Below are 23,494 nucleotides of genomic sequence, written 5' to 3'. Positions count from 1 at the left end.
ACACGTCGGGTGCCACCGCATTAATCAACAACACATTGGCGCAGTCATCCCCGGCGCGATAACCGCCGGGGTTGCTGCTTAGATCAGACTTCCGAATCCCAGATCACGGTGATGTTGCCTTTGTAGGGCCGGCCTTTGGAGTTGCGAATCAAAAAAGCAGTCTCAAGTTCCGGCACTTCGAAATGCAACGTCCCCGGCATTCGATCCACGTAATGCCCCGGTTGGAACGTGCCCGATACCGCGCGGCCCAACAGCAGTCGCCTGACCGGTTGCCCGCTGCTGTCCGTCAGCCCGTTGGGCAGGCTGACGCTGACTCTTACCAGGCTTGCGTAACCGGAATCTCGGTCAATGATCCCGCAGTGCTGGCCCAGATCGAGCTCGCATTCCAGTTTCATCGTGAATCGCGATGACGCCGAGATCAGGAACGTCTGGTCGCGCAACAGGCGAGTGGGGGTGCGCCCCTGATCCAGCCAACTCTGCCAGCCCCCCAGGGGTTCCAGGATCACCTGATTGCCGCCCGGTGGCAGGTCGACTTTCAGGGTGTGCTGCACGTCGAGGACGAAGTCCAGGGTCAGGTTGCTGTCATCGGGCAGCAAGTTGCCAATGTTGAAATCCCCACCGGGGCCGACCAAATAATTGATCGAACCGGTGTAGAGCCCGCTCGACATACCCAGCGGGTTTGGCGTGCGTAATTCGTAGGCGAAATCCATGGTGTTGAACGAGATGGATGGAATTCGAAAAGACGTCAACTTGGTGCAGTTGGCTTCTACCGGGGTTTTCCAGAAGAAGCGATAGGTCGTCTCGGTGTAGGCACCTACTCCACTGTAAAGACAATTCGCCGGAGCGTAGACCCAACTCTGCCCTCCCCAGAGCTTGCGGTGCCCTTCGAGTGCGGTGGCCTCGCCCGTCAAATTGGCAGCGGTATCGCTCAGGATGTAATTGGAGCCCATCCCGGTTATGCGCACTTCAACGGTTTCGGTTTCACGGGTAACGGTGTTGGTCACGTTCAGTTGCCGCCAGTTGGCGGGCGCTTTGATCCACATCCCCATAGGGGGCACGATCGGGCCGCCCGGCCCGAAAACAATCGGTAGCTGGATACTGAACGTGTTGTTTTGCCTGCACTCATCCGGATACGTCGCGCAATAGCCGCTGCTCGGGGTTTGATTGATAAATTCGTTTTTTTGCGGCTGCGACGGATCCGGCGTGAACAGTGCCCTGATTTCTTTATTCACCGCCTGCGCTGAAGGCATGGCCAGTGCGACCAACAGCGCTATCCCACATGTGGACAATTTCATAAGTATTCACCTGCCTTGTGATTTACCCGCCCGGCGCCCGGGCGTTGAACAACAGCAGCACATTGCCGTAGTAGTCGCCGGCCCGATAACCGCCGGGCGGCTGTTGCGGTTCGATTTCCAGCAGCACCCGCGAACCCACCGCCGCGTCGGCGGCGGAGACCACCAGCCGAGGCTCGACGGCATGGCTCAGTTCGACGCCGTTGAAGCGCACACGCAGCGCAATATTGTCAGGCGCGTGGCCATTGGAAAGGTACGGCTGCAACTCCAGGCGTGCCTCGATGGCGCTGGTGTCGTGCCGCACATCAAAATATTTGCGCAGGCTGCCCAGCCTTGAAGTCGCGACGTCCCAAGGCAAAATCTGCTGGCGCTGAATCCAGTCAGGTTCCGAGGGAATGACGTAAAACGCGCGCGTAGGGATCAACACCGAGACTTCAAAGGTGTGCTCCTCCCGCGCCGCTATCGCCAAGAAACTCGCCGCCCCCGTTGCAGCCAACAGTGCGGCGACCATGCATTGCTTGATCATGTTTGTTACCCACAAGAAATTAACACTGCAATTCCCTGTGGGAGCGAGCCTGCTCGCGAAGACGGTGGCTCAGGCAACATCAATGTCGACTGTGATGGCCTCTTCGCGAGCAGGCTCGCTCCCACAGGGGTTGCACCTTTACTGCCTACCGACTGGCGATCTTCAGCACTTTCTTGCTGTCGCCCTCGATCACCATGAAGCGGTACTCACGACCCTTTTCCTTGTCGAAACCGAAGGACTTACCCGCCAGCACATGGTGCTTGGTGGTCGGCCCACAGTCGTTTTCATCGCTCAGCGAACAGCTTTTGAACTCGTCGACCACCAGCACGGTGTTGCCGTTGTTGCGCAGTTCATAACGGCTGGCGGTGTCGTTGATGGCCGTGTCGAAACGGGCGTCCTTGGGCCGCACAAAAAAGATCGTGCCGAACCCGGTCATCACGTTGACCCCGGCTGACAGACTCTTTTTATAGTCGTCGCGCTCCTCGGTGCTGATCACGAAGTCGTCTTCCTTTTCCGGCACCACGGGCACGAAACGCACGCGGAAATAACGCTCGCTATCGCGCTCGCCCATGAACAGCAATCGTGTGCCCTGCATGCCTTTGGCCGGCACGATCAATCGCGCCGGGCTGGCCATGACGCCTTGGCGCGAGGTGCCGTCCGCCGTGCTCTGGATCGGCACTTCCCGAGACGTGCCGTCGGCGTCGTAGAGGATTTCCAAAACGTTGATCTTGACGAACGCAGTGCTGTCACCGCTGTTGAACACCCGCTTCAGATACGTACTTTTATCGCCATCCAGATAGTCGTACACCGTGCCGACATTAATCTGCGGCCCGGCCTGCGCCGTCAGACCAAACACACTGGCCACCCACATCAACAACAGACGCTTCATCGTTTCGAACCTCATAAAAGTTAAAAGTGGCTCACCCGAGCGTCACACTTGCGAATCCCAGACCACCGTGATGTTGCCCTTGAAGGGCCGGCCTGCGGAGGCCCCGACCACTTGGCTGGTGCTGTGTTCCGACATCTCGAAATGCAGGGTTCCCGGCTTGCGATCGACGTAGAAACCGGGCTGGAACGGCGCTGACACGGTACGGTTGAGAGGCAGGTGGCTGACCGGCTGACCGCTACTGTTCACCAACCCGTGGGGCAGGCTGACGCTGACATTCACCACCCCGCCGATGCCCGTCTGCCGATCGATAATTGCGCAACCGTTGACCAGCTCCCACTCACACTCCAGCTTCATCGTGAACCGCGATGACGCCGAGATCAGGAACGTCTGGTCGCGCAACAGGGCGGTGGGTTTGCTCCCCCGGTCCAGCCAGCCCTGCCAGCCCCCCAAAGGTTCAAGAATCACTTGATTACCGCCGGGTGGAAGGTCGACTTTCAGGGTGTGTTGCACGTCGAGGACGAAGTCCAGGGTCAGGTTGCTGTCAGTGGGTTGCATGTTGCCGATGTTGAAATCTGCGCCCGGGTTGAGCACATAGTTGAGCGAACCGGTGTACAGACCTCCGGACATGCCCAACGGGTTGGGCGTACGCAGTTCATAGGCGAAATCCAGTGACTCGAAAGACATCGACGGAATTCGGAAAGACGTCACCTTGGTGCAGTTGCCCTCACTCGGGGTTTTCCAGAAAAACTGGTACGAATCGGCGCTGTAGGCACCGACGCCGCTGTACAGACAGTTGGTGGGCGCGTAAACCCAACTCTGCCCGCCCCAGAGTTTCTGATGCCCTTCGCGATCATCGGTGACCCCCGCCAGGTTGGCAGCCGTATCACTGAGGCGGTATCTGGAGCCAATACCGCTGATGCGCACCTCAACGGTCTCTGTGTGCAGGGTGTCCCTGTTGGTGACCGTCACTTGGCGCCAGTACGCCGGTACTCTGATTGAAACGCCCGTCGTGGCGAAGATGGGGCCTCTGGGTCCGAAATTGATCGGTGCCCGGATGCTGAACGTTTCGTTCACCCTGCACTCTTCAGGGTAGGTGGCGCAGTAACCACTGTTCGGCGTCTGGTTGATGAAGACATTTTTTTGCGGCTGCGCCGGATCAGGCGAGAACCGCGCCCTGATTTCCTGATTGAACGCCTGTGCCGAAGGGGCGACCAGTGCCAGTGCCAACCCGTACATAAACCATTTCATAAGCCTCAACCTGCCTTCTGATCAGTCGGCGTAACGTCGGCCAGGGTGTCCGGCGTGCAGCGCAGGTCACCGATCATCAACACGTTGTTTTCGCTGCGATGACGATTGGCGTCGAGGCGGAACTGGCACAGCAGCTGGTTGCCCTGACGCACTTCCAGGGTCGGTGAACCGGCGTTCATTTCCATGGAGAAGAAGCCGTCGACCTCGGTCACCCCACGGCTGGCGTGGTTGATCACGTGGTGGCCCTTGAGTGGCTGGCCCTGGGCGTTGACCAGGCGACCGAGCACCGTCAGGGTTCGCATCACCCGCACCTTGCGGTACTCCACGCCGCCCTTGTTCAAGTGATAGCGCGTGCGCGGCGGCTCGATGCTGGCGGCCGGCACGTGGTTGCCCTCGAAGTCGAAGCTCACGGAGCTATTCTGGTAGGCGGTGATCGGGATGAAGTTGCGCCCCGCCCGCAAGGCCGCGCTGCCACCGCTGAAATCATCGGCGCGCAGGGCGATGCCGTCGATATCGGATTCCACATCAACGATCAGCCCGGCGCCGCGAACCTCACTCTGGCTGGTCATGACCATTTGCTCGCCGCCGATGGCCAGCGTGCTGTCCAGGTTCAGGCCACCGGTGAAGTTATTGTTATAGGACGAACGCTGGACAAAGCCGTCGCCACGGACCGCGTCAGTGCGAAAGCTGGCCAGGCTGGACATCCCCAAGCCGTAGGTGTCGGTGAGGGCGGTGACCGAGACGTTTTGCAGTACGTGGTCTTTCATATCCTTGCGCCAGCCGAGGGACGCATTGTTATCGCGCCCGCCTTCACGGGCGGTGCGCGAACCGATGCTGCCGGTGATCTGCTGGCCGGGCGCGCCCAGGGCCAGGTTGAGGCTCAAGTCGACCCCGCGGTTGCGATCATCGCCGCTGCTGAAACTGCCGGGGCGATCAAACAGCGACAAGCGCCAATTGGCATCGCTGCCGAACATCACGGTGCGCTGGGTCCAGCCCAGGTCCAGGCCGAAGCCTTCAACGTTGCCTTCACTGTGGGACACCCGGGCATTGATCGAACTTTTGCTGCTCAGACGATGGTTGAGTGCCAGGGACGAGTTGCTGGTTTCGCCGACAAACACATTGCGTTGCCGCACCCGGGTGCCATCGGGTAGCACGTCGTAGGTGTCGGTGGTGTCGAGCCAACTGCGGTTATGGCTGATTACCACACTGCCGGAACCGTAGTTGTACAGGCTTTGCAGATCGACGCCGGTGCCGTGGTCCTCGGTCTGGTAGACGTTGGCGAACAGGCTGAGCTGATTGGCCAGGGTCCAGTCGATGGACGTGCCGTACTGCATTTTTTCGCGAATCTGGCGCGCCGACAGCCCGAGGATGACCCGCGGATGCAGCAGGTAATTGACCGAGGCCCCGGCCGTCGCGCTGCCGCTGGCCTGCTGGTCCCAGTTGCTCAGCAGCTTGGTTTCTTCGCCGGCAAACAGGTTGTAGCGCCAACGCTCGTCGAGGTTGCGCCAGTTGCTGGGCTTGTAGACCAGCTCTTGGGTGGTGGAGGTGGTCTGGCCGTCTTCGATCAGCCGCACTTCCACTTCATAGATGCCACCGGGCAATGGCCGGGTGTCGAGGGTTTGCAGGCCGGCAGGCACCGATTGGGTGTTGATCAGCAAGCCATCGCGGTAGATCTCAACCGACGCCTGGCGATTGGCCGTGACGTAGATCGGATAGATGCTGGGCGCCGGGTTGTTGATCGCCAGGCTGTCGGAGCTGCCATACATGACGCCGACGGTGGTGTCGGGGCTGTTGCCGAACGTGCGCGGTTGGCGGGTCAGCCCTTCGGAAGTGGGGGTGAAATAGCCCAGGCGCAGGAAGGTGCCCTGCAATTCGCGCTGGGTGTAGAGCTCGTGTACCGCGTGGTAAAGCTGATCATCCGGGCCGCCGAGACGGGCGAGTTGCATGTTGAGGGTCTGGCTCCAACTGCCCAGGCTGCCGCTGGCCTCCAGGCCGAAACGTCCGCCCAGGTCCTGGTCCTGACCACCGTTGAGGTTGAGCTGATTGCGCAGCATCAAGCCACTGCTGCCCCCTTCGGGCTGGTCGTAGTAACGCTTGACCTCGGTGTCACGCTCAGCGTTTTCGGTGAGGATCGACAGCAGCGAATTTTCCAGGTTGTAGTGCACCGCCAACAGTTGCTCGGGACATTGTCGAGTGCACCCGCCCAAAGCCACACCCGGTTTGAGATAGCTCGCCCAGGTTTCACGCTCGGCGGCGCTGAAGCGACTGTCACGGGTGTCGGTAAATTCGAGCAGGGTGACGCGGTCATCGCGGGACAACACGATCATCGCCTCCCCCAAGGGCTGCTGATCGAGTTCCACGCGAACCGCCAGGGGCACATCGAAAAAGTGCTCCTCGAATTCCGCCGGCAAGCCTTTGGCCTGGGCCAGCAGACTTCTCGGTGTCGTACCGGCGGAAACCGGATCCGCGACTGCGCTGGCACAAAACAACAGCGCAAGCGCAGCCGCGATGGGAGTCATCGGGAACATGAACACGTACTCTGATTACAGACAATGGAAGTCCGGCGGGCAGAAAAAACTGTCTGCCCGCCGGTTGATGCCAATAAGGGAAAGTTAGCGACTTCCGCCAACTGGAGGGACGGCATCAAACATCATCGCCACCACACCGGTGTAATCGCCGGGTTGGAAAGTCGTACCCTTGGCGCTGATACGCAGTGGCGCGCGATAGTTCACATCGGACTCCGACTCACCCACGACCATTTGCGGGGTGGTGGTCAGTTCCTTGCCATTCATTTCGACTTTCAAGTCGATGGTGTTGGCACCCGCCATCAGCTTGGGAGCGGTCACGACACTGGCGTGTACCGAACCGTTGTTGTTGCGCACATCAAAGAAGCCGTGGACTTCTTCCATGGTGCCGCTGCTTGGGCTGAAATCCATGCGCTGGTCCTTGTTGACCAGGTCAGGATCGACAGGCACCACGTAGAAACCATTGGTCGGTACGTGGGCGACAATGTTGATCGAGTGACGCGCTTCACCGGCGGCGAATGCCATGGAAGAGGTCAGCGCCAGCAAAGCCAATGGTGCAGCAACAGTCATTTTCTTGAACATCTTTAAGTACCTGTCTTGTCAATTAAGTGGCTCATAGAAAGTTCAAACCCTGTTGGGGCTTGAACTTTCAACGCCAGCGAATGATCCACCACCGCCCTCGGAAAGTAAGCAAGTAACTTCCGACGAACATGTAGTTAGATGCCTCGCAACAGGCCAGAAAAAAGATCAAAAAAGACAATTAGCGATGGGTAACTGTCAGCACTTGCCTACAGACAGTTTTATCAAAAAAACCATACAGCTTATTTAACTGCAAACAGGGCACGAAAGGCACTTCCAGACTATAAACCGAAGTATTAATAGAGTGATAACTTTAACTTCTAAGTTACACCTGTCTGATCTTGAAAATATCGATTTCAGATTCGCAACCGTGCTGAATCCCTGCGCACAACGAACCTCACCGCTCGTCGGTGCGCCGAAGCGTCCCACGGAAAACGCCTTGCCTTTGGATAAAGATATATCTTAAGTTGTATCTAAACATGACGAGAGAGCTGATAAATGAGAGACCATCATTCCCACCGCGAACACGGTGACGGCCGCGACGGCTTCGAGAAACGCCCCGGCCGCGAACGCGGTGGACGCGGCCCACGGGTCTTCGCCCCCGGCGATTTGAAGCTGCTGTTGTTGGCGTTGATCGCTGAGCAGCCCTGCCACGGCTACGACCTGATCCGCCAGATTGAAGGCATGTTCGACGGCGCCTACAGCCCCAGCCCCGGGGTGATTTACCCGACCCTGACCTTCCTTGAAGAAAGCGAAATGATCACCGGCGATGCCGAGGGCGGGAAAAAACGCTACAGCGTGACCGACGCCGGGCGCCAATCCCTGAGCGATCAGGCGATCGCCCTGGAAGGTGTGCGGATGCGCATCGACGTCAGCAAACGTTCGCTGCGCGGCCATGATCGCCCGGCGGAAATCCACGAAGCGGTGCACAACCTGCGCCATGCCCTGCAACTGCATCACGGGCGCTGGAGCCCGGAAGAAATCATCCGCGTCGCCGCCCTGCTCAATAACACCGCCAAAGCCATCGTCGACGGCCCTGCCGTTCAAGCCGCACAGGAGAACGCCGAATGAATGTCGTTTTTGAAAACCAGACCATTCACCGCGTAATGCACGAGATCAAACGCCGTCGGTTGCAAGTGCTGCGGGTGGTCGACCTGACCCCGCGCATGCGCCGCATTACCCTCGGCGGGCCAGAGCTGGCGGGGTTTGTCAGCCTTGGCACCGACGACCACGTCAAACTGCTGTTCCCACAGAACGCCGCAGAAACCGCCGCGCTGGAAACATTAGTGCTGGGCGCCGGTAAAACCGATCAACCGCTGCCGGCCATGCGCGATTACACGCCACGGCGCTACGACCTGGACACGCTGGAACTGGACATCGATTTTGTCCTGCACGGCGACGGCCCTGCCTCGACCTGGGCCGAGCAGGCCCAGCCCGGACAATTCCTGCACATCGGCGGGCCACGGGGCTCGATGATCGTGCCGGACATCTTCGACAGCTACTTGCTGATCGGCGATGAAACCGCGCTGCCCGCCATCGCCCGACGCCTGGAAGGGCTGGCGGCCAATCGCCGCGCGCTGGTGATCATCGAGGTGGAAAACGGTGGTGAACAACAGAAGCTGCAAAGCGCGGCGCAGGTGCAGGTGATCTGGGTCTTGCGCGACGGCGGCCAGAACAACCTGCTGAACGCGGTGAAAGAGTTGCAGGTACCGAGCGGCAATCTGTATGCCTGGGTGGCGACTGAGACCAAAGTGTCGCGGCAGATCCGCCGAGTGTTGCTCGATGAGCATGGGCTGGATGAGCAGTTGGTTAAAGCGGTGGGTTACTGGCGGGCAGAGGGCAGCGACGAGGAATAATCGTCCCTGCGAAAATCCTGTGGGAGCGAGCTTGCTCGCGATAGCGGTTTGATATTCAACATTCATGTTGACTGCACCACCGCTATCGCGAGCAAGCTCGCTCCCACATTTGATCTTCAGTGTTCACCTACTCGGTTTTCGCCAGCGATCCAGCCCAACCACCAACACCGCAATCGCAACAAACCCCGCCAATATCCCCCCGGCATTGAGAAACACCTGTGGATAACCCAGCGCCCCCACATCAATGAACGGATACGGATAAGCACTCAGCACATGCCCGCGCAGCAGCACATAAGCGAAGTACACCAGCGGGTAAATCACCCACCAACCGATATGCCGCCAGCGCAACGTACCTTTGGGCACGCAGCACCACCAATAAATAAGAAACAGCAGCGGCATGATGTCGTGCAGCAACTCGTCGGCCAGCAGTTGCCAGCCTTCTGGATGCCACAAATGGCGCAACAACAGGCTGTACGCGAGCGCGACCACAACAATGCTCACGGCGATGCCGCTGCTCACCGACGGCTGCAAAAACCAGCGGCGCGCCACCGACTCGCGCGGGGTCAGTTCACAGGTCAACACGACTGCGACCAACGTGTTGCTCAGCACGGTAAAGAAGCTGAAGAAACTCACCAATCCGCCCAGCAGGCTGGCGCCGATCTCCCAGCGGGTGCCGAGAATCAGGTACATCTGCACCGTCAAGCCAACCCAGCCCAGCACCGCCGTCACGGCTATACAACGACGCCTCGCAGCAGAGGGGATCAGCATGTTCAGACCGGACGCTTGGTGCGCATCAACTTCACGTAAAGACGTTCGACCTTCTCCCGCGCCCACGGGGTTTTGCGCAGGAACGTCAGGCTCGACTTGATGCTCGGGTCGCTCTTGAAACAGCGAATATCGATACGCTCGGCCAACCCCGCCCATTCATAGTGCTCAACCAGGGCGTTGAGGATCTGTTCCAGGGTCACGCCGTGTAGCGGGTTGGTGTTTTGTTCGGTCATGCCGGGCCTTTGCGCGAAGAAAGAATAAAGAAGCCGCGCACCTTAGCCGAGGGTTTGGTTGGGTGGAAGCGCTCCGTTAACTGTAGGCCAATCACCACCACCCGTAGGAGCAAAGCTTGCTCGCGATGGCGGTGGGTCAGTCACCACCCATGCTGAATGTTGAGCCGTCATCGCGAGCAAGCTTTGCTCCTACAGGTTGTGCATTGGTTTACCGGTTAATCTCCTGTGGCAACGGGTCGCAGCCGACTATTACCAAATCCGAAAAGCTGCATGTCAGTAAAAGCGCTTTCTCTCTTTGTTACAGATCATTATCCTGCCGTCCTTAAGCTGAAACGCTTCACTGCCCGTTCCATCTCGCTGCGTTCAGTTCACCCCCCAGAAAAAGATCAAGAATTTCTACTTTATGCCCGACTTTCCAACTCCGCGAGACAGCGCTGTCTCCACCCCTGTGGCCCACCGAAAAGCCCTGAACCTGATCGGCGGCCTCAGTGCCTTCGGCCTCGCTACCTGTGTACACGCGGCCCCGGCCTTCGATAGCGACTCGAAGTGGATGTTCGGCGACTGGAACGGTACGCGCACCGAACTTGCGGAAAAAGGCTATGACTTCAAAGTCGATTACACCGGCGAAATGGGCAGCAACCTGCACGGCGGCTATGACCACGATCGCACGGCGCGCTACAGCGACCAGTTCGGCCTCGGCACGCACCTGGATTTGCAGAAGATCCTGGGCTGGGACGATGCTGAATTTCAGCTGACCATCACCGAACGCAACGGCAACAACATCAGCAACGACCGGATCAACGATCCACGGGTCGGTGGTTTCACTTCGGCCCAGGAAGTCTGGGGCCGTGGCCAAACCTGGCGCCTGACGCAGATGTGGTACCAGCAGAAATTCTTCGACCAGAAGCTCGACATCAAGGTCGGCCGCTTTGGTGAAGGCGAAGACTTCAACAGCTTCCCCTGCGACTTCCAGAACCTGGCGTTCTGCGGCTCGCAAGTCGGCAACTGGGTCGGCGGCATCTGGTACAACTGGCCGGTCAGTCAGTGGGCGATGCGGGTCAAATATCACCTGACCCCCGAGCTGTACGCGCAGGTCGGCGCCTACGAACAGAACCCATCCAACCTGGATCGCGGCAATGGTTTCAAGCTCAGCGGCAGCGGCACCCAAGGCGCGATTTTGCCGATTGAGTTGGTGTGGACGCCCAAGCTCAATGGCCTGCCGGGCGAGTACCGCGCCGGTTATTACTACAGCAACGCCAAGGCTACCGACGCCTACAAGGACAGTAATGGCCAGCCCGCCGCCCTGAGTGGCGAGGCTTACCGCAGCGCGTCGAGCAAGCACGGTGTATGGCTCGGTGTGCAGCAGCAGATCACCAGCCGCGCCAGCGACAACTCCCGTGGCTTGAGCGTGTTCGCCAACGGCACGATGCACGACAAAAAGACCAATGCGATCGACAACTACGTCCAGGCTGGCGTCGTCTACAAAGGCCTGTTCGATGCCCGCGCCAAGGACGATATCGGATTTGCCCTGGCCCGCGTCCACGTTAACCCGGCCTATCGCAAGAACGCCGAGGCGACCAACCAGGCCCGCGCGGTCTACGACTATGACGATCCGTCGTTCCTGCCGCCGCAAGACACCGAATACAGCGCCGAACTCTATTACGGCGTGCACGTGACCAATTGGCTGACCGTGCGCCCGAACCTGCAATACATCCGTCACCCCGGTGGCGTGGACCAGGTCGATGACGCACTGATTGGCGGGATCAAAATCACCTCGTCGTTCTAACCCACACCACACACCCCCTGTAGGAGCGAGGCTTGCCCGCGAAGACGGCGTGTCAGTCGACATAAATGTTGGATGTGCCGACGCCTTCGCGGGCAAGCCTCGCTCCTACAGGGATAGTTTCACTTTTATAACTGAACCATGCCCACGCCAGATCGTCATCTACAGTGAACTTGCGCGGGACTACTTAAAACGTCACGGAGAACCACACTATGAGCACTGATGGTGCTTTGAGTCGAAGCCGTCTGCTGCCGAGCCTGCTCGGCATCCTGCTTCTGCTAATGGGCCTGGCCATGCTGGCCGGAGGGATCAAGCTGAGCATGCTTGGCGGCTCGCTGTATTACCTGCTGGCCGGTATCGGCTTCGCACTGAGCGGCGTGTTGTTGATTGCCGCCCGTCGCGCGGCGCTGGGCCTCTACGCACTGGTGCTGTTCGCCAGTACCGTGTGGGCGTTGTGGGAAATCGGCCTCGATTGGTGGCAACTGGTGCCGCGTCTGTCGCTGTGGTTTGCGCTGGGTGTGGTTTTGTTGTTGCCGTGGTTCCGCCGTCCGTTGCTGCGCGATGGCGCCGCACCGTTGGGCACCGCTGCGTTGAGCGTGGCGGTGGTGTTGGCGGGCGCCACTGCCGTGGCCAGTCAATTCACCCATCCGAATGAAATCTTCGGCGAGTTGGGCCGCGACACCACCGACCTGACCAGCACCGCCCCGGCCATGCCCGACGGCGATTGGCAGGCCTATGGCCGCACCGAATTCGGTGACCGCTACTCGCCGCTGAAACAGATCACCCCGGCCAACGTCGGCAAGTTGCAGGAAGCCTGGCGTATCCAGACCGGCGACCTGCCGACCGCCGATGACCCGGTGGAGCTGACCAACGAAAACACCCCGCTGAAGGTCAACGGCATGATCTATGCCTGCACTGCTCACAGCAAAGTGTTGGCGCTGGACCCGGACACCGGCAAGGAACTGTGGCGCTTCGACCCGCAGATCAAGAGCCCGGTAGGCTTCAAGGGCTTCGCCCACATGACCTGCCGCGGCGTCTCTTACTACGACGAGAATGCCTACGCCCAAGCAGGCAACGCCTCGGCCGCCGTTGTCTCCGAAGCCGGTAAAGCCGTCGCCCAGGCCTGCCCGCGTCGTCTGTACCTGCCGACCGCCGATGCACGCCTGATCGCGATCAACGCTGACACCGGCAAGGTCTGCGAAGGCTTTGGCACTAACGGCGTGGTTGACCTGACTCAGGGCATCGGCCCGTTCACTGCCGGTGGTTACTACGCCACGTCCCCGGCCGCGATTACCCGCGACCTGGTGATCATGGGCGGTCACGTCACCGACAACGAATCGACCAACGAGCCTTCCGGCGTGATCCGTGCGTTCGATGTGCATGACGGTCATCTGGTCTGGAACTGGGACAGCGGCAACCCGGACGCAACCGAGCCGTTGGCACCGGGCAAAACCTACACCCGCAACTCGCCGAACATGTGGTCCCTGGCCAGCGTCGACGAGAAACTCGGCATGGTTTACCTGCCATTGGGCAACCAGATGCCTGACCAGTACGGTGGCGACCGCATGCCAGGCGCCGAGAAATTCAGCGCCGGCCTCGTTGCTCTCGATTTGGCTACCGGCAAGGTGCGCTGGAACTACCAGTTCACTCACCATGACCTGTGGGACATGGACGTCGGCAGCCAGCCAACCCTGCTGGACCTGAAAACCGCCGACGGCGTGAAGCCGGCAGTGATCGCACCGACCAAGCAGGGCAGCCTGTATGTGCTGGACCGTCGCGATGGCACGCCGATTGTGCCGATTCGTGAAATTGCGGTGCCACAAGGCGCGGTCAAGGGCGACCATACCGCCCCGACCCAGGCCCGTTCGGACCTCAACCTGCTGGCCCCGGAACTGACCGAAAAAGCCATGTGGGGCGCCAGCCCGTTCGACCAGATGCTCTGCCGCATCCAGTTCAAGGAACTGCGTTACGAAGGTCAGTACACCCCGCCGTCGTTGCAGGGCAGCCTGGTCTATCCGGGTAACGTCGGTGTGTTCAACTGGGGCAGCGTGTCGGTCGATCCGGTTCGCCAACTGCTGTTCACCAGCCCGAACTACATGGCGTTCGTCTCGAAAATGATCCCCCGCGCCGAAGTGGCGGCTGACAGCAAGCGCGAAAGCGAAACCGCTGGCATCCAGCCCAACACCGGTGCGCCCTACGCCGTGACCATGCACCCGTTCATGTCGCCGTTCGGCGTACCGTGCCAGGCCCCGGCCTGGGGCTATGTCACCGGTATCGACCTGACCACCAACAAAGTGGTGTGGAAGCGCAAAAACGGCACCAGCCGCGACAGCTCGCCAGTGCCTATCGGCCTGCCGATCGGCGTGCCAAGCATGGGCGGCTCGATCGTCACCGCGGGCGGCGTCGGCTTCCTCAGTGGCACCCTGGACCAGTACCTGCGCGCCTATGACGTCAATAGCGGCAAGGAACTGTGGAAGTCGCGCCTGCCGGCCGGCGGCCAAGCCACACCGATGACCTACACCGGCAAGGACGGCAAACAGTACGTATTGCTCGTTGTTGGCGGCCACGGCTCGCTGGGCACCAAAATGGGCGACTATGTGATCGCTTACAAACTGCCCGAGTAAGTTTTAGCGGCGGTTAAACGAAGGCGACTCCTGTGAGGGGGTCGCCTTTTTTTGTGGATGCGAAATGAACGCAATCTTCAATACACCACTGATCCCCTGTGGGAGCGGTATTCCTCAGGCCAATGACCTGTCAAAACCCTGAACACACACCCTGAAATATCCATTGCCATTGAAACCACCCCCCACCTGCCCCATCTAAGACCCATACCCCATTGCGCAGGTGCCCCATGAGCGACCAGCAAGAATTTCCTGAAGACCCGAGCGAATACGCCGAAACAGACCACATCGAACACCATTCCACCGGTAAAGGCCTTGCCCTGCCTGGCCAGAACCTGCCGGACAAGGTTTACATCATCCCGATCCACAATCGCCCGTTCTTCCCGGCCCAAGTGCTGCCGGTGATCGTCAATGAAGAACCGTGGGCTGAAACACTGGACCTGGTGAGCAAATCCGATCATCACTCCCTGGCCCTGTTCTATATGGACACGCCCCAGGAAGATCCGCGCCATTTCGATACCGCCGCGCTGCCGGAGTACGGCACCCTGGTCAAGGTGCACCACGCCAGTCGTGAAAACGGCAAATTGCAGTTCGTCGCCCAGGGCCTGACCCGGGTGCGCATCAAGACCTGGCTCAAGCACCATCGACCGCCGTATCTGGTGGAAGTCGAATACCCGCATCAGCCCACCGAACCGACTGACGAGGTCAAGGCCTACGGCATGGCGCTGATCAATGCGATCAAGGAACTGCTGCCGCTCAACCCGCTGTACAGCGAAGAGTTGAAGAATTACCTCAACCGCTTCAGCCCCAACGATCCATCGCCGCTGACTGACTTCGCCGCCGCGCTCACGTCCGCCACCGGTGGCGAGTTGCAGGAAGTGCTCGACTGCGTGCCAATGCTCAAGCGCATGGAAAAAGTCCTGCCAATGCTGCGCAAAGAAGTCGAAGTTGCGCGCCTGCAGAAAGAAATCTCCGCCGAAGTGAACCGCAAGATCGGCGAGCATCAGCGCGAGTTCTTCCTCAAGGAACAGCTCAAGGTCATCCAGCAGGAACTGGGGCTGACCAAGGATGATCGCAGCGCCGACATCGAGCAGTTCGAGCAACGCCTGGAAGGCAAAGTGTTGCCGCCTCAGGCGCAGAAACGCGTCGAAGAGGAAATGAACAAGCTGTCGATCCTCGAAACCGGTTCGCCGGAGTACGCGGTCACCCGCAATTACCTCGACTGGGCGACATCGGTGCCGTGGGGCGTGTATGGCGAGGACAAACTCGACCTCAAGCACGCGCGCAAGGTGCTGGACAAACACCACGCAGGCCTCGATGACATCAAGGACCGCATCCTCGAATTCCTCGCGGTCGGTGCCTATAAAGGCGAGATCAGCGGCTCCATCGTGCTGCTGGTGGGTCCGCCGGGCGTGGGCAAGACCAGCGTCGGCAAGTCCATCGCCGAATCCCTCGGTCGCCCGTTCTACCGTTTTAGCCTGGGTGGCATGCGCGACGAGGCCGAGATCAAGGGTCATCGCCGCACCTACATCGGCGCACAACCGGGCAAACTCGTGCAGGCGTTGAAAGACGTCGAAGTGATGAACCCGGTGATCATGCTCGACGAGATCGACAAGATGGGCCAGAGCTACCAGGGCGACCCGGCCTCGGCGCTGCTGGAAACCCTCGACCCGGAACAGAACGTCGAATTCCTCGACCACTATCTGGACCTGCGCCTGGACCTGTCGAAAGTGCTGTTCGTCTGCACCGCCAACACCCTGGACTCGATCCCCGGCCCGTTGCTGGACCGGATGGAAGTGATTCGCCTGTCGGGATACATCACCGAAGAAAAAATCGCCATCGCCAAGCGTCACCTGTGGCCCAAGCAACTGGAGAAGGCCGGCGTGTCGAAAGGCAGCCTGAGCATCAGCGACAGCGCGTTGAAAGCATTGATCGATGGATATGCCCGTGAAGCCGGGGTGCGCCACTTGGAAAAAGAACTGGGCAAGCTGGTGCGCAAAGCCGTGGTCAAGTTGATCGACGAGCCGAAAGCCGTGATCAAGATCGGCCCCAAAGACCTGGAAGCCTCGCTCGGTCATCCGGTGTTCCGCAACGAGCAGGTGCTGTCCGGCACCGGCGTCATCACCGGGCTGGCCTGGACCAGCATGGGCGGCGCGACCCTGCCGATTGAAGCGACGCGGATTCACACGCTCAACCGTGGCTTCAAACTCACCGGGCAATTGGGCGACGTGATGAAAGAGTCGGCGGAAATCGCCTACAGCTACGTCAGCTCCAACCTGAAGTCGTTTGGCGGTGATCCGAAGTTCTTCGACGAAGCCTTCGTCCACCTCCACGTGCCGGAAGGCGCCACCCCGAAAGACGGCCCGAGCGCCGGCGTGACCATGGCCAGCGCCCTGCTGTCCCTGGCCCGTAACCAGGCACCGAAAAAAGGCATCGCCATGACCGGCGAACTGACGTTGACCGGGCATGTACTGCCGATTGGCGGGGTGCGTGAGAAGGTGATCGCGGCGCGGCGGCAGAAGATCTTTGAACTGATCCTGCCAGAGCCGAACCGTGGCAGCTTCGAGGAATTGCCGGACTATCTGAAGGAAGGGATTACCGTGCACTTCGCCAAGCGTTTTGCGGATGTGGCGAAAATATTGTTCTGATTCAGTTGCACAGAAGTATCGATGTAGTAAATGGCCGGTCTGAACCCCGGCCATTTTTTATTTCCGAATCGAAAGGTTTGCCAACCTATATCAAATCATTCTAAAAAACTGTCAACTCTGACAGTAGGTCTCGGCACCTGAATTGGCCAAACTTCAGGCACCCGTCAGCCCTACCGTAGGAATAACCAGTTCATGGACACTACTCTCAACGGAAGTATCAGTTTCAATACTGCGCATCGAGTAACTTTCGAATCGACAGACTTATCCATTGCCCGCATTGACCTGCCCGACTATGCGCTTGCGTTTCACACCAACCACGGACGCCCCAACAGCGAGAGGCAAATATCTTTTGGGCTCCTTAACCACATCAGCAGCGGAAGATACCCTCTTCAGCAAGGCTCAGTTTTTTCCTCTGCCGGCTATACAGAGCTTACTTATGACGGCGCACAATCGAGACGTAATGAATACTCCATCATTTCCGGTGTATTGGAGATAAATGTGACCGGCGCCGGAACGCCAATACGCACCTATGAAGTTAAAGAGTTCGTCCTGGCGGTAAAGTCCGGGATTGGCAACGCAACTCGCGAGTTGAAGGGCAGCTTCACGTTCTATGTCGAAGAAATGAATTAACCCAATTTGAACACTTGCCCGACTATTTTCACCCAGTGAAAGGAAGGTTTTTATGAGTAGTGAATCAGAGGATTTCAACGCACTGGCAGCGGCGATTTCTGTTAGTGGCGTGACGGAAATCAAGGCGTCACCGAATAGAGTGCTCCTTACCAGCAACGCCATAAGTTACGCGTTCTCCGAAACTGACATCATCATTACAACCGTGGCAAACATAGACACGCTCCAAAGCCGAAAGCGTCTGACTCTGCGCATGAAGAAAAACATACAACCTGGTGTTTATTCGGTGGGCACTCCTGAGTCTCCGGTCCAGCGCATAACTTATACTGAATATGCAGATTTAAATGGACTTGAAGACGTTATCGACTATGCAGCAATCAACGGCTTGGTCACCATCCAGGCCGCCACCAGCGATCAGCTTTACCGTGGGGACTACAAGTTCACAGGGCGAAACAGTGGGCAACCCGATCTCGACATAGAGGGAACTTTCGACATCCACCTTCAGGTCCGTCCCATCTGACACAGCGTTACACCTACTCCTTTGGCCCCCATCAGCAGGAGTTACTGATGAACACTATCATTGAAGCTGACTTCGATATTTACCTCGCCATTGAATAGTCCCTGGCCTCAAAGGCGTCGGAGTTGCTCCGGCGACCTTTGAAGCCGTCAGCACATTTAGTATTCCCCCCGACTTCAGTTATGCTCGCCGTTCGTAGTGAACGCCGGAGCCACTGACCTTATGTCCCCCACTCGCCTGTTACTCCCTCTCAGCCTCGCCCTGCTGGCCGCTTGCGCCACGCCGTCGAAACAGAACGTGACCGTGGAAAAACAAAGCGAATGCCCGGCCAGACTGAACAACGGACAAAACCTGATTCTGATTCTGCCGAGCAATCCGACCACGGGGTATCGTTGGGCGGTCCAGGATTCCGCCGGTGGTGTGTTGCGCGCCCTCAGCCCCGAGGTTTACAGCAACCCGGAAGACGCCGGAATCGTCGGCAGCGCCGGGATTTCGACTTGGCGTTTCCAGTCTTTCGCCACGGGCACCGGGCGTTTGCGCCTGACCTACTCGCAGCCGTGGGCGCCGGAAGTGCCGGCGGTGAAAACCTTCGACTGCGCGATTTCGGTTAACTGATCGTGGGCTGGCTGATTCTGGCGCTGATGGGCGCGGTGACCTTTCTGTATGGGTTGAGCGTGCATGCCGCGCTGCTTTGCCTGTTGGTCAAACCGCTGCCGGTATTGGCCCTGCTCGGCTGGTTGCACGACGCGCCGCCCACCGAGTACCGCCGCTGGATCAGCCTCGGCCTGATTTTCTCTCTGCTCGGTGACGTGTTGCTGGCGTGGCCGGGAGATTTGTTTGTGTTTGGGCTGGGGGCGTTTTTGGTGGCGCATCTGGCGTATCTGAAAGCGTACTTGAGCGATTGCCGGCGATTGGCGCTGTTGCCGTTGATCCTGGCCGTCGCGGTGGGCGCGGTGCTGTTGGGGATTCTGATTTCCCACGGACTGGGGCCGTTGCTGGTGCCGGTGATTGTTTATGGCGTGGCCATCAGTGCGATGCTTTGGCGCGCATTGGCAAGGCTCGGTAGCGATGTGCCCCGGCGCTCGGCATGGCTGGCGGCGGCGGGCGCGGTGGCGTTTGTGTTTTCCGATAGCGTGATCGGGATCAGTCGGTTTGTGATGCCGTTTGAGGCTGCGCCTTATGTGATCATCCTCAGTTATTGGGTGGGGCAATGGGGGATTACGGCGTCGGCGTTCGGTCCGAAACCGCGTTTAGCCTAGATCGTTCCCACGCTCTGCGTGGGAATGCATCCTGTGACGCTCCGCGTCATGCTTGCGATGGGACGCGGAGCGTCCCGGGCGGCATTCCCACGCAGAGCGAGGGAACGATCATCGCAAACGCGGTTTATCAGACAACCCGCGCATCCCCCGGTCAATTTGGCTAAAATGCCGGCCTTTTCCACCTACGCCGCTGGAACCGCCGTGAGCAAAGAACCCGATCGCCTTTTCGCCCAGCCTTTGGCCCAGGTGCCTGACTTCGCCTTTAACGAGGACGTGGTACGGGTGTTCCCGGACATGATCAAGCGCTCGGTGCCGGGTTACCCGACCATCGTCGAAAACCTCGGCGTGCTCGCCGCGCAATTCGCCCAGCCCCACAGCGTGCTCTACGACCTCGGCTCGTCCCTCGGCGCCGTCACTCAAGCCCTGCGCCGTCACGTGCGCACCGACGGTTGCCGGGTGATCGCTGTGGATAACTCGGCGGCGATGGTCGAGCGTTGCCGTGAATACCTCAACGGCCAGGACTCGATGTTCCAGGAGTTGCTGCCGGTTGAAGTGATCGAAGGCGACATCCTCGCCCTCGAATTCCAGCCCGCCTCGGTGGTGGCGCTGAACTTCACCCTGCAATTCATCGCCCCTGACCAGCGCACCGCGTTGCTCAGCCGCATCCGCCAGTCGTTGCTGCCTGGCGGCGCGTTGATTCTGTCGGAGAAGCTGCGTTTCAACGATCTCGAAGAACACGCGTTGCTCACCGATTTGCACGTCGCGTTCAAACGCGCCAACGGCTACAGCGAACTGGAAATCGCCCAGAAGCGCAGCGCCATCGAAAACGTCATGAAGCCCGACAGCCTCGAAGAACACCGCGAACGCCTGCTGGCCGCCGGGTTCTCGAAAGTCGTGCCGTGGTTCCAGTGTCTTAACTTTGCCTCGTTGATTGCCTTGCCATGATTGATCTGTCCCCCCTCGCCCGCCGTCTGGCCGGCACCCCGCTGGCCGAATGGGCCAACACCCTGCAAGCGCAACTCGACAAAAAAATGGAGAAGGGCCACGGCGACCTGGAGCGCTGGCAAAGTGCGCTGGACGCGTTGCCGAAGATCCAGCCGAGTGAAGTTGATTTGCTCAACGGCCTGACCCTGGACACCGATTGCGACGATGAAACCCGTGCGCAGATGCGTACCGCGCTGATGGGTTTGTCGCCGTGGCGTAAAGGGCCGTTCGATTTGTTCGGCGTGCACGTCGACACTGAATGGCGCTCGGACTGGAAATGGTCGCGGGTTGCACCGCATCTGGACTTGAAGGGCAAACGCATCCTCGACGTCGGCTGCGGCAATGGCTACTACATGTGGCGCATGCTCGGCGCCGGGGCCGACAGCGTGATTGGCGTCGATCCGAACTGGCTGTTCTTCTGCCAGTTCCAGGCCGTGCAGCGTTACCTGTCCGAACCCAACGCCTGGCACCTGCCGTTCCCGTTCGAAGACCTGCCGCCGAACATGGAAGGCTTCGACACGGTGTTTTCCATGGGCGTGTTCTACCACCGCCGCTCGCCGATCGAGCATTTACTGGCGCTGAAGGATTGCCTGGTCAAGGGCGGCGAATTGGTGCTGGAGACGCTGGTGATTGAAGGCGATCAGCAGCAGGTGCTGGTACCGGAAGACCGTTATGCGCAGATGCGTAACGTGTGGTTCCTGCCGTCGGTGCCGGCGCTGGAATTGTGGTTGCGGCGTGCCGGGTTCACCGATGTTCGTTGTGTGGATGTGAGCGTGACCACCGTCGAGGAACAGCGCGGGACGGAATGGATGAAGTATCAGTCGTTGAGTGATTTCCTGGATCCGGAAGATCACAGCAAGACCGTTGAAGGACTGCCGGCGCCGATGCGCGCGGTGATTGTCGCCCGTAAATAAAAGCTTCGCGGGCAAGCCTCGCTCCTACAAATCACCTGCACCTTTGATCGTTCCCACGCTCCGCGTGGGAATGCATCCTGTGACGCTCTGCGTCACGCCAGCGAAGGGACGCGGAGCGTCCCGGGCGGCATTCCCACGCAGAGCGTGGGAACGATCAGCGTGGGAACGATCAGTCTCTGCTGGCTCTTCGGGCCTTGAAGAATTCGCTGAGCACCGCGCCACATTCCTGCGCCAACACCCCGCCTTCAAACAACACCCGGTGATTCAAGAAGCCCTGGGTAAAAAACTCCCCCTGACTCTGCACAATCCCGGCCTTGGGCTCCAGGGCGCCGTACACCACCCGCGCAATCCGTGAATGCACGATCAGGCCGGCACACATGCTGCACGGCTCCAGGGTCACGTAGAGGGTGCTGCCGGGCAGGCGATAGTTGTTGACGGCCAGGGCGGCGGCGCGGATCGCGACCATTTCCGCGTGGGCGCTGGGGTCGTGGCCGCTGATCGGGCAGTTGAAGCCGCGACCGATGATTTCCCCGTCCTGCACCAGCACCGCGCCCACCGGCACTTCGCCCAATGCCGCACCCTTAGCGGCGAGGGCCAAGGCTTCGCGCATGAAATCGCGGTCGCGGCTGCGGTCGATGATCGCCGCGGGACGAATCTGACGCATCACGCTACCTCGATGGCGGCCATCAGGCCGGTTTCCATGTGATCGATCACATGGCAGTGGAACATCCAGACGCCCGGGTTATCCGCCACCAGCGCCACTTGCGCGCGCTCGTTCTTGCCCAGCAGGTAGGTATCGGTGAAGTACGGGATGACCTTGTGCCGGTTCGAGGCAATCACCTTGAAACTCATGCCGTGCAAGTGAATCGGATGCTGGTATTGGGTCATGTTCTTCAATTCGAAAATGTAGCTCTTGCCCTTTTCGAGCTTGGCAATCGGGCGGTCGGCGCAGGTCTTGTCGGTGATGTCCCAGGCCTTGCCGTTGATCTGCCACAGGCTCGGCGGTTTGCCGTTATCGACGTTGACCGACACCGAGCCCACCCATTCGAAATTGAAGTTGAGTTTCTCGGCATTGGCCAGGTCCGGCTCGGCCACCGGGTTGGCGGGCAGCGCGGGCGGCCATTGGGTCGGGGCGTCGCTGTTGGCCACCGAACGCAAAGTGCCCACGCGCACCGGCCCGTTGCGCAAGGATAGCTCTTCACCGGCCGGCGGGGCCTTGATCGCCAGGCAAATGCGCATGCCCGGGCCGAGCCAGTATTCCTTGCCCAACGGACGCGGTTCGATGGGGTTGCCATCCAGCGCATAGATCTGCGCTTCGACGCCGGGGATATTGAGGCGATAGGTCAGGGTGTTGTCGAGGTTGAGAATGCGCACGCGGGTGATCTGCCCGGCAGGCAAGTCAATCACCGCTTGTGGCACGCCGTTGATGGTCGACAGCCGCCCCGCCGTGCCACCACGAGCCGCTTCACGGGGAATGCTGAACGCGACGAACGCGCCCTCATCATCGACGTGCCAGCTCTTGAGGCTCAGGGTTTTTTCGTACTTGAAACCGGTGGGCTCGCGCTCTTCGATGATCAGCGGGCCGACCAGGCCACGACCGAGTTCTTCGCTGCTGTTCACGTGAGGGTGATACCAGTAGCTGCCGGCGTCGGGCACGCGGAATTTGTAGTCGAAGTACTCGCCCGGCAACACCGGAAGTTGCGAGACGTAGGGCACGCCGTCCATTTCCAGCGGCAGGCGGATGCCGTGCCAGTGAATGGTGGTCGCGACCGGCAGGTGATTGATGAAGCGCACCCGCAGCCATTCGCCCTGACGCACGCGCAACTCGGTGCCCGGTGCCGACGGGCCGAAGGCCCAGGCTTGGGTCTTGTGCCCGGCGACCAGCTCGACGTCCAGCGGGGCGGCGATCAGTTCGTAGTCGTGGCCCGCGTCGGCGTCGGCCATCTTGCCCAGCCAGTAACGCGACGCGCCACCGGCCCCCACGCCAACCACCACAAGACCGGCCAGACCACCGAGTATTTGTCGACGGGTAAAGGACATGAACTCAACTACCTCACGTATCAGCGACAGGCCAGGGGCCCGCAAAAGGCGAATACGATACACCTGCGGTTGAGAAACAGTAAGGGTGGGGCGGCGGATGGCCGCAGGAGAGGTGATCGTTCCCACGCTCTGCGTGGGAATGCCTCAACGGACGCTCCGCGTTCGGCTTTGAATGGGACGCGGAG

At 59.8% G+C, this 23,494-nt stretch carries 21 protein-coding genes; 11 read left to right on the top strand and 10 right to left on the bottom strand.

Annotation, left to right across the window (positions count from 1 at the left end):
* Positions 1 to 83: 83 nt before the first annotated feature.
* From BK667_RS31505 to BK667_RS31480, 6 genes are all read right to left on the bottom strand, one after another.
* Entirely contained in the window at positions 84 to 1,295 is a 1,212-nt protein-coding gene (locus BK667_RS31505) for a hypothetical protein (RefSeq protein ID WP_123509404.1), read from the bottom strand.
* Positions 1,296 to 1,317: 22 nt separating this feature from the next.
* A complete protein-coding gene (locus BK667_RS31500) occupies positions 1,318 to 1,818 on the bottom strand; it encodes a CS1 type fimbrial major subunit (protein WP_123509403.1) in 501 nt (166 codons plus the stop codon).
* Between the two features lie 145 nt (positions 1,819 to 1,963).
* Positions 1,964 to 2,707 (bottom strand): molecular chaperone, encoded by a 744-nt coding sequence (locus tag BK667_RS31495; protein ID WP_123509402.1) that lies wholly within the window; start codon positions 2,705 to 2,707, stop codon positions 1,964 to 1,966.
* Positions 2,708 to 2,749: 42 nt separating this feature from the next.
* Positions 2,750 to 3,955, bottom strand: a complete 1,206-nt coding sequence (locus BK667_RS31490) for a hypothetical protein (protein ID WP_123599935.1) — start codon at positions 3,953 to 3,955, stop codon at positions 2,750 to 2,752.
* A gap of 5 nt (positions 3,956 to 3,960) precedes the next feature.
* On the bottom strand, positions 3,961 to 6,483 hold the full coding sequence (locus tag BK667_RS31485) for a CS1-pili formation C-terminal domain-containing protein (protein WP_123599934.1): 2,523 nt from the start codon (positions 6,481 to 6,483) through the stop codon (positions 3,961 to 3,963).
* An 84-nt stretch (positions 6,484 to 6,567) separates the two neighbouring features.
* Complete coding sequence (locus BK667_RS31480; protein ID WP_123509399.1) at positions 6,568 to 7,062, bottom strand: CS1 type fimbrial major subunit; 495 nt, start codon at positions 7,060 to 7,062, stop codon at positions 6,568 to 6,570.
* A gap of 495 nt (positions 7,063 to 7,557) precedes the next feature.
* Between BK667_RS31480 and BK667_RS31475 the strand changes: the two genes are divergently transcribed.
* Positions 7,558 to 8,130, top strand: coding sequence for a PadR family transcriptional regulator (locus tag BK667_RS31475; protein ID WP_123509398.1), 573 nt, complete (start codon positions 7,558 to 7,560; stop codon positions 8,128 to 8,130).
* The gene (locus BK667_RS31470) at positions 8,127 to 8,915 is read left to right on the top strand and encodes a siderophore-interacting protein (RefSeq protein ID WP_123599933.1); all 789 of its coding nucleotides are present in this window, start codon (positions 8,127 to 8,129) and stop codon (positions 8,913 to 8,915) included. The genes BK667_RS31475 and BK667_RS31470 overlap by 4 nt, the downstream gene beginning before the upstream one ends.
* Positions 8,916 to 9,038: 123 nt before the next feature.
* On the opposite strand, the gene BK667_RS31460 is transcribed toward BK667_RS31470, so the two are convergent.
* Positions 9,039 to 9,683, bottom strand: a complete 645-nt coding sequence (locus BK667_RS31460) for a Pr6Pr family membrane protein (protein ID WP_123599932.1) — start codon at positions 9,681 to 9,683, stop codon at positions 9,039 to 9,041.
* A gap of 2 nt (positions 9,684 to 9,685) precedes the next feature.
* Entirely contained in the window at positions 9,686 to 9,916 is a 231-nt protein-coding gene (locus tag BK667_RS31455; protein WP_123509395.1) for a VF530 family protein, read from the bottom strand.
* A 403-nt stretch (positions 9,917 to 10,319) separates the two neighbouring features.
* Between BK667_RS31455 and BK667_RS31450 the strand changes: the two genes are divergently transcribed.
* The 9 genes from BK667_RS31450 to cmoB all read left to right on the top strand — a co-directional run bounded on the left by BK667_RS31450 (position 10,320) and on the right by cmoB (position 21,269).
* A complete protein-coding gene (locus tag BK667_RS31450; protein ID WP_123599931.1) occupies positions 10,320 to 11,702 on the top strand; it encodes a carbohydrate porin in 1,383 nt (460 codons plus the stop codon).
* A 209-nt stretch (positions 11,703 to 11,911) separates the two neighbouring features.
* Entirely contained in the window at positions 11,912 to 14,323 is a 2,412-nt protein-coding gene (locus BK667_RS31445) for a glucose/quinate/shikimate family membrane-bound PQQ-dependent dehydrogenase (protein WP_123599930.1), read from the top strand.
* Positions 14,324 to 14,550: 227 nt separating this feature from the next.
* On the top strand, positions 14,551 to 16,968 hold the full coding sequence (lon, locus tag BK667_RS31440; RefSeq protein ID WP_123509392.1) for an endopeptidase La: 2,418 nt from the start codon (positions 14,551 to 14,553) through the stop codon (positions 16,966 to 16,968).
* Between the two features lie 192 nt (positions 16,969 to 17,160).
* Positions 17,161 to 17,598 carry a hypothetical protein gene (locus tag BK667_RS31435; protein WP_123599929.1) on the top strand — a complete coding sequence of 146 codons (438 nt, stop codon included), beginning with the start codon at positions 17,161 to 17,163 and terminating at the stop codon, positions 17,596 to 17,598.
* Positions 17,599 to 17,650: 52 nt separating this feature from the next.
* Complete coding sequence (locus tag BK667_RS31430) at positions 17,651 to 18,115, top strand: hypothetical protein (protein ID WP_123599928.1); 465 nt, start codon at positions 17,651 to 17,653, stop codon at positions 18,113 to 18,115.
* 219 nt (positions 18,116 to 18,334) lie between these two features.
* Positions 18,335 to 18,727, top strand: coding sequence for a protease inhibitor I42 family protein (locus BK667_RS31425; RefSeq protein ID WP_123509389.1), 393 nt, complete (start codon positions 18,335 to 18,337; stop codon positions 18,725 to 18,727).
* A gap of 2 nt (positions 18,728 to 18,729) precedes the next feature.
* A complete protein-coding gene (locus BK667_RS31420; protein WP_123599927.1) occupies positions 18,730 to 19,371 on the top strand; it encodes a lysoplasmalogenase in 642 nt (213 codons plus the stop codon).
* A gap of 165 nt (positions 19,372 to 19,536) precedes the next feature.
* The gene (cmoA, locus tag BK667_RS31415; RefSeq protein ID WP_185058300.1) at positions 19,537 to 20,316 is read left to right on the top strand and encodes a carboxy-S-adenosyl-L-methionine synthase CmoA; all 780 of its coding nucleotides are present in this window, start codon (positions 19,537 to 19,539) and stop codon (positions 20,314 to 20,316) included.
* Positions 20,313 to 21,269: a tRNA 5-methoxyuridine(34)/uridine 5-oxyacetic acid(34) synthase CmoB gene (gene cmoB, locus BK667_RS31410; RefSeq protein WP_123599926.1), complete on the top strand. Its 957-nt coding sequence runs from the start codon at positions 20,313 to 20,315 to the stop codon at positions 21,267 to 21,269. The genes cmoA and cmoB overlap by 4 nt, the downstream gene beginning before the upstream one ends.
* A gap of 169 nt (positions 21,270 to 21,438) precedes the next feature.
* Here cmoB and tadA read toward each other — a convergent pair whose 3' ends face one another.
* Entirely contained in the window at positions 21,439 to 21,933 is a 495-nt protein-coding gene (tadA, locus tag BK667_RS31405) for a tRNA adenosine(34) deaminase TadA (protein ID WP_123599925.1), read from the bottom strand.
* Positions 21,933 to 23,309, bottom strand: a complete 1,377-nt coding sequence (locus BK667_RS31400; protein ID WP_123599924.1) for a multicopper oxidase family protein — start codon at positions 23,307 to 23,309, stop codon at positions 21,933 to 21,935. The genes tadA and BK667_RS31400 overlap by 1 nt, the downstream gene beginning before the upstream one ends.
* Positions 23,310 to 23,494: the final 185 nt, after the last annotated feature.

This window comes from Pseudomonas frederiksbergensis (genome assembly GCF_003732705.1).
GTDB classification, from domain to species: domain Bacteria; phylum Pseudomonadota; class Gammaproteobacteria; order Pseudomonadales; family Pseudomonadaceae; genus Aquipseudomonas; species Aquipseudomonas frederiksbergensis_F.
The sequence above is the reverse complement of the archived record's forward strand: the minus strand, read 5'-3'. Positions and strand labels throughout refer to the sequence as shown.